General features: G+C 69.6%; 6 protein-coding genes and 1 pseudogene. 3 read left to right on the top strand and 4 right to left on the bottom strand.

Going from position 1 to position 6,579, the window contains the following annotated elements:
• Positions 1-90: 90 nt before the first annotated feature.
• Both ABD369_RS36610 and ABD369_RS36605 read right to left on the bottom strand, forming a co-directional pair.
• Positions 91-468, bottom strand: a pseudogene (locus tag ABD369_RS36610) (aldo/keto reductase); the annotation flags it as partial.
• A 428-nt stretch (positions 469-896) separates the two neighbouring features.
• A complete protein-coding gene (locus tag ABD369_RS36605; protein WP_344640966.1) occupies positions 897-1,796 on the bottom strand; it encodes an aminoglycoside phosphotransferase family protein in 900 nt (299 codons plus the stop codon).
• Positions 1,797-2,059: 263 nt separating this feature from the next.
• Between ABD369_RS36605 and ABD369_RS36600 the strand changes: the two genes are divergently transcribed.
• Both ABD369_RS36600 and ABD369_RS36595 read left to right on the top strand, forming a co-directional pair.
• Positions 2,060-3,061, top strand: coding sequence for an alpha/beta hydrolase (locus tag ABD369_RS36600; protein WP_425557856.1), 1,002 nt, complete (start codon positions 2,060-2,062; stop codon positions 3,059-3,061).
• Between the two features lie 392 nt (positions 3,062-3,453).
• A complete protein-coding gene (locus ABD369_RS36595; RefSeq protein ID WP_344640965.1) occupies positions 3,454-3,777 on the top strand; it encodes a DUF1330 domain-containing protein in 324 nt (107 codons plus the stop codon).
• A gap of 187 nt (positions 3,778-3,964) precedes the next feature.
• Here the strand turns inward: ABD369_RS36595 and ABD369_RS36590 are convergent, their stop codons facing one another.
• Both ABD369_RS36590 and ABD369_RS36585 read right to left on the bottom strand, forming a co-directional pair.
• Complete coding sequence (locus ABD369_RS36590) at positions 3,965-4,513, bottom strand: GNAT family N-acetyltransferase (RefSeq protein ID WP_344640964.1); 549 nt, start codon at positions 4,511-4,513, stop codon at positions 3,965-3,967.
• Between the two features lie 204 nt (positions 4,514-4,717).
• Positions 4,718-5,686 carry a GlxA family transcriptional regulator gene (locus ABD369_RS36585; protein ID WP_344640963.1) on the bottom strand — a complete coding sequence of 323 codons (969 nt, stop codon included), beginning with the start codon at positions 5,684-5,686 and terminating at the stop codon, positions 4,718-4,720.
• 114 nt (positions 5,687-5,800) lie between these two features.
• Between ABD369_RS36585 and ABD369_RS36580 the strand changes: the two genes are divergently transcribed.
• On the top strand, positions 5,801-6,103 hold the full coding sequence (locus ABD369_RS36580; RefSeq protein WP_344640962.1) for a putative quinol monooxygenase: 303 nt from the start codon (positions 5,801-5,803) through the stop codon (positions 6,101-6,103).
• Positions 6,104-6,579 lie beyond the last annotated feature (476 nt).

Raw genomic sequence — 6,579 nt, 5'->3', positions numbered from 1 at the left:
CATCGACACACCCAATCCAACGCCACCGGGGCGGCCTTGGACACCGTTCCCGGGCCCGAACCATTCGATTCAACGACCCGCGAAGTACGGGCCTAGCTGACGCAGGTTCTCCTCGACCTGCCCACGCAGCTGATCGGGCCTGGCCGTGGGCAGCCACTCACCCGACGGGTCCCGCCCCGGTCCCACCTTGGTGACGATCACCAGGTCGTCGGGGTAGGGCGCCAACGCCCGATTGATCAGCTCATTGGCAGACCGCAGCGGTGAGAAGTAGAACGCGGCGGTGTCGATGTGGTTCACACCGCGCTCGACCGCGCTCCGCAGGATCCTGACCGCGAGATCGCGGTCGATCGGGGCTCCGGCGGAATTTCCGGCCATCCCGTTCCCGGTCAGCCTCATCGCGCCGAAACCGAGGCGGTTGACTTCCCGGTCCCCCAACTTCCAGGTACCCGAAGCCGCTGCGGTAACCAGACCTGACTCCACCCTTGAACCACTCCCCGCGGTTTTCGAAGCGCCCGCCCAGGGGCGCTGATCCTTTGAACCTCCCAGCGGCCGCTCCCGCCGCCACCAGGCCCGATCCAGGAGTATGGGGCTCTGCCGGTGCAGTGAGAAGGCTTGTCCGGTCGGCGAAAGGTCACACCGCCGGCGGGAACGAATCGCCACCGCACCGCCGTTGGAAAGTACGTGAACGCCGCGCAGGAGGTTCGGCGCGAATCACCCCGTATCGACTGGTATCCATACTCGCCAACACAACCTCCGTGTACGTGCCTTCGCCGCACCGGAGCTCGGCTCGAGTTGACCGACTGGGGTTGCGGCTCCTCACCTGCGCAACGGACAGACGGCCTGCGGCCCCGCTCTTCGAGGCGGGGCGCACCACCGACCTTCCGGCGCAAGGCCGTTCAGGCCAGCATCTCCGCCAGCTGGTCGGTGGCCTGGACGAGCCACGCCGGCTCGCCGTACTCACGGCCCCAGTGAGCGGCCGTCACCGCGCGGGCCTGGGCCCAGCGGCGGGCCCGCTCGCGGTCGATCCCGGCAGCCTCGGAGAAGGTGGCCAGCCGGCGTAGCAGGGCCGCCTTCAGGTCGTCGGCGGCAAGCAGTTCCTCGAACCGGCTGCGGAGCAGGGTGATCGCGTCGTAGGCCGGGTCACCGACATATCCCTTGGGATCGATGGCCAGCCAGGGTTCCCGCTCGCCCCGCAACACGTTCCCGTAGTGGAGGTCGCCATGGACCAGCGTGTCCGGCTGTTCCTTGCCGAGCTCCCGGACGGTCGCGACTGCGGCGTGCACCACATGCCGCGGCAACGGGGAGGGGAGCCGCTCGGCGTCGCTCCGGAGCTTCTCCTCCCAGTTCTCGGCCTGATCGCAGAGCCGCGGCAGACCGGGCGGAGCCTGGACGGCCAGTCTACGGGCGAGCTGCCCGGCCACGGCGACGGCCTCGTCGACGTCGTCGAGATCAGCCAGGCTGCCGTCCTCGGCCTGCTCCAGCAGCATGGCGAACCGGGCGTCATCCCGTCTGTGCAGCAGCACGGCGCCGCGTCCGCCCCACGCCGCGAAGGCGTCGGGTTCGTGAACGTTGCCAGGATGCGGGAAGGAGACCTTCAGTACGGCCGACGTCCCGTCATCCCGCCGCACCCGCACGACTACCCCCACCTGGCCATGCCTGATCGGCGTCGTGGGCGTGCAGTTCCAGCGCTGGAGTAGTTCATCGAGAAGCCCGGGCAGCGACTCGATCCAGACCCGGCCGCGCTCGCCCTCCCGTGCGACGGTGCTCTGCGCGAATATCTCCGGTATTTCGATCACCACAGCACACTACCCATGCCTCGTCCTGCCGACTGGTGGTGACAGGTAGTGATCCCCGTGGCGTGCCGATGGATGCGGTATGCGCAGGGTGGGGGCTGAGCGGCGAGCGAACGGCGCCGGGGGCGTCCCTGAGTCGGTGCGCGTGGCAGTGGCTCGAGGGGATCGCGTTCCCCACGGGCGCGGCCAGACTGACAAGATGTCCTGGTCGGGATGCCGCCTGGCATCCCTCGCCAAGGGGAGGTCCTGTCGTGGGTGTTGGTGGAATGCCGCCGGAGCACGGCCCTGCCTCGACGGCTCGGCCCGCACCTCCCTTCGACCCGGAGCTGCGGACCGTGCTGGCAGCCATGGGAGAGGAGGCGAAGGAGCCCGTCACCCTGGATGGCCTCGCTGCCAGGCAGAACCGGGATGCTGTGGCCCGGCCCAGACCGACGATTCGGGAGCTCCAGGCCGACGACCGGTTCGAGGTGGAGGAGTTGCGTGCGCCGGTACGGGACGGGAGCGAGGTCAGGCTCGTCAGCGCACGTCCCGCCGGGATCGCCGGGCCCCTGCCGCTCCTGTACTACATGCACGGCGGTGGGATGATCATGGGCAATGCAGGGTCCGTCGTTCCGCGGCTGCTTCGCGAATGGGCTCTCCCGCTGCAACTGGCCGTCATCTCCGTCGAGTACCGACTGGCGCCGCAGGCGCAGTACCCCATACCCGTGGAGGACTGCTATGCCGGACTCGTCTGGGCGGCTGATCACGCGGCCCGACTGGGCGTCGACGCGGACCGCATCATCGTCGGAGGGAAGAGTGCCGGCGGTGGACTCGCCGCAGCACTCGCCCTGCTGACGCGCGACCGCGGCGGGCCGGTTCCGATCGGTCAACTGCTCCTGAGCCCGATGCTCGACGACCGCAACAACACCTTCTCCAGCTACCAGATGGCCGGCCGCGACACCTGGGACCGGACCTCCAACGCGACCGCATGGCAGGCACTGCTGGGCGACCTGTACGGGGCTGCTGACCTGCCGCCCTACGCGGCCCCTGCTCGCGCCACGGATCTGTCCGAGCTGCCCCCGGCCTACGTCGAGGTCGGGTCGGCCGAGTCCTTCAGGGACGAGGCCGTGGCCTATGCCAACGCGATCTGGCAGGCCGGCGGCGAGGCCGAACTGCACGTATGGCCCGGCGCCTTCCACGGGTTCGACACACTCGCACCGCAGGCCGTCCTCAGCCAAGATGCCCGCGACGCCCGCTCCCGCTGGCTCCGGCGGATCATCGGACGATGAACCTCCTCCGGCTCGACGGTCCTGGCTGAGAAGGTCAACCGCCTTGCTCGATCAGGACGTTGGCACGGAAGACACGGGCGGGACAAGCAAGCCTGCCGGTGAAGGACGGCACCCGAACCAGCCCCACAACCCGCTCCACGCGGCTCTGCCAACAACTGCACGAGCCATGGGCCGCGAGTAGAGCCGGGGGCAGCAAGCGGACCAGCCCTGCCCGCAGCCCCGGCAAGCCGTGCTGTGTGGCCGGGCAGTCGACATCCGGAGTCGACGACTGATAGGCGACTGATTCGCCGCTCGGGTGCCCAGGCATACCGTCGATGACGTGACGGGGAACGAGCGCGGATCCGCTCTCGCCACCCGGGCCCACCCATCACCAAGGACTACCGGAGGTCGTCATGCCCGCCTACGCCGTCGCCATCGTCCACCAGGTCGAGTTCGGCCCCGACATCGTGGAGTACCTCGAGCGGATCGACGCCACCCTGGAACCGTTCGGCGGCCGCTTCCTGGTGCACGGCGGCAATGTCGAAGCGGTCGAGGGCGGTTGGACCGGCGATCTGATCGTCATCGAGTTCCCCGACCGCGACCAGGTACGCGCCTGGTACGACTCGCCCGCGTACCAGGCGATCCTCAGACTGCGCACCGACCACATGACCGCGGACGTGTTCTTCGCCGACGGCCTGCCGGTGGGCTACAACGGCGCCGATTCGCTCGGAAAGTGACGCAACATCAGATCGATCCACCGAGGGCCGGTGGTTGGCCGGCAGCTTGCTCTGCGGCTCGACCACGACCGTTGCCTGGCGTTGCTTCTGAAATGTCGCTGTACAGGGCCCGCACCGCGGTGAATCCGTTCCATGAGTCAAGTCGTCTCGCGAATCGAGGCGTTCGGCCGGTCCGCCGGTCGACCGCTCAGCGACCGTTCGGTTCGTCGTCCCAGCGCACCTCGGTCCGCGAACCGGTTTGCCAGTCCCGCCGCAGGATGCCGTAGCCGATCGAGTCGTACAGCGTGCCGTCCTGGTCGGGCCAGGCCTCGCGGTAGTGCGCCTCCTTGACGTAGCCGCCGCGGCGGAACGCCCGCCGCATCGGCTCGTTGTCCTGGCGCGTGGTGCCCTCGATCCGCGTGACGTCCGCGAACTCCGAGAAGACGTACCCGGTCAGCCATTGGAGCGCCCGGCCGCCCACGCCACGGCCCCGGTGCGCGGCGCCGATCCGCAGATCGAAGACGGGCGCGTCGTCGTCCAGGTCCTCCAGCCGGATCAGGCCGACTCGCTCGCTGTCCTCGCCGATCCAGAAGCTCCGGGTCGACTCGCCGTCGTAGTACCCCTCCGCCAGCCTCGTCCGGACGGTCTCCTCGGTCAGCGAGGCGAACACATGGAAGGGCCACACCTCACCAGCCAGGAACGCGACCAGCTGGTCGGCATCCGCCTCGGTGTCGAGCCGCTCGTACACAACAGTCATCCGACCGCCCCTCCTCCGTTCGCCCGCAGCGGGCGGCAGTACCGACATCGGAGATCCAACAGCCAGCGGTAGGCCGCCTGCCAACGGTTTTCTCACGTGTGCGGCGCCGGAGATGGGCAGGCTCCCCCGTTTACCGGCACCGGACAGGCGGCGGCCGACCACCGGCCGGGCAGCCGTCTCCACCCCCTACCGGCTGTCGCCCGGTCAGGGGTGGTGGCTGCGACGGTGCTGGCCCGCGGTGCGGCCGGTACGTTCTCGCAGCAGGATGCCCAGGGTGTTGGCGTTCTCGTAGCCGACGCGATGGGCGATGGCGTCAATCGGCTGGGCCGTGGTGCGCAGCAGGTGGACGGCCTGTTCGATCCGGAGGTCCTGGACGAAACGCACCGGTGAGGTGCCCAGGACGGCGCGGGTGGTGCGTTGGAGGGTGCGTTCACTGACACCGAGGGCATCGGCCGCGTCCTTGATGGCCAGGGGTTCGTGGAGGTGGTCGCGGACCCAGCGTTCGAAGGCGGCGACCGTCGGGTCGCTCTCGGCGAGGGTGGCGGTCATCGTGTGGGCTGCCTGGGAGGGGCGTTCGTCGATGACGAGGTAGTTGGCGACCAGGTCGCTCAGGGCCGGGCTGCGCCGGCGGACCAGGGTCAGCGCGAGGTCGACGTGCCCGAAGGCCGCACCTGCGGTCGTGATGCCGTCGCAGCTGGTCACCATGCGCTGCTGGTCGAGGGTCACCTTCGGGTATCGGCTGCGGAACAGCGGGGCGAGCCACCAGGTGGTGGTGGCTCGCAGGCCGTCCAGGATGCCGGCCTCCGCGAGCAGGAAGGTACCCGCGCAGGCGGAGGCGACGGGGGTACGTCGGGCACGGAAGTCGGCCAGCAACTCACGCGCCCGGGCCGTGTCGTCGCCGGCTGCCCAGCGCACCAGTTCCTCGGGCCGGCGTTCGGACACCGCCGGGACGAGCAGCAGGTCGCAGTCGGCGGCCTGCTCGACCGGGGCCACCTCGACCAGGTGCCCGGCACCGGTGCGGACCGTGCCGGTGAAACCGACCTTGGTGACCTGCCAGGGCGGTGGCGGCTTGGGCAGCCGCTCTCGCAGCTCGTTCGCGCAACTCAGCACGTCCAGGACGGCAGCCAACCCGGAATCGAACACACCCTCAAGCACCAGCACGGCGACGCGCATGGCGGAAACGGTATCGGATCTGCCGGACGCGCCACTGCCCCGGGGGGCGTACGGCCCGTAGCTTCGTGGTGGCCCGCAGAACGCGGGCCACCACAACAAGCGAGGACGGAACACATGACGTCGAACATCGGGCTGCTGGCCCGCATCGAGGCCCTCCCCGAGCACGCCGAGGAGGTGGAGACGCTGCTGCGCGACGCCCTGGCATCGGCTCGTGAGGAGGAGCTCACCGTCACCTGGTTCGCCTTCAAGGAGAGCCCCACCGTGTTCGGGATCTTCGACACCTTCGCCGACGAGACCGGCCGCACCGCACACATCAACGGCCGGATCGCCGCCGCCCTTATGAAGATCGCCCCCACCCACTTGGCCACCGCGCCCGACATCCGCACCATCGACGTCCTCGCCGCCAAGCTCCCCTGAACCGGCACGGCCGAGGGGCGGGGCCGCCAAGAGCCGGCCCCGCCCCTTTTGCCCTCCCTGGGCCGACGGGAGGAGGCGTCCGTTCGGCGACGGCCGGCCAGACATCCGGCCCGAGGTCCGGCTCGAAGTCCGGCCCGAAGTCCGGCCGCTCACCGGCCGCGCCCGCCGGTCGCGATCACTCTCCCAGCGTGTAGCCGTCCTTGACGACGTAGAAGGCGGTGGCGGGTGCCATGCACCGGGCAAAAAGGCAGCCGACCGTCGGACCGGTCGGAGTTGACGCCACCCCGACGACGCGGGCGGGTGCGGAGACCTCTCCTCATTCGAATCCCGGATCGGCATGGACAGTCATGCACGCGTCCTCCCGTCTGGTCGGCAGTGGCTGCTTGCGCTGTCTCAAAGGTCGCAGCCACGCCGCGTGCCGCACGTCCACCGTGAGAAGGGACCGCATCAAATGCCTTTCACCGCGTCAAGTACTG

This window comes from Kitasatospora cystarginea, assembly GCF_039533515.1.
In the GTDB taxonomy this organism is placed as follows: domain Bacteria; phylum Actinomycetota; class Actinomycetes; order Streptomycetales; family Streptomycetaceae; genus Kitasatospora; species Kitasatospora cystarginea.
Note: the sequence above shows the minus strand (reverse complement) of the source record. Positions and strands in the feature narration are given on the sequence as shown.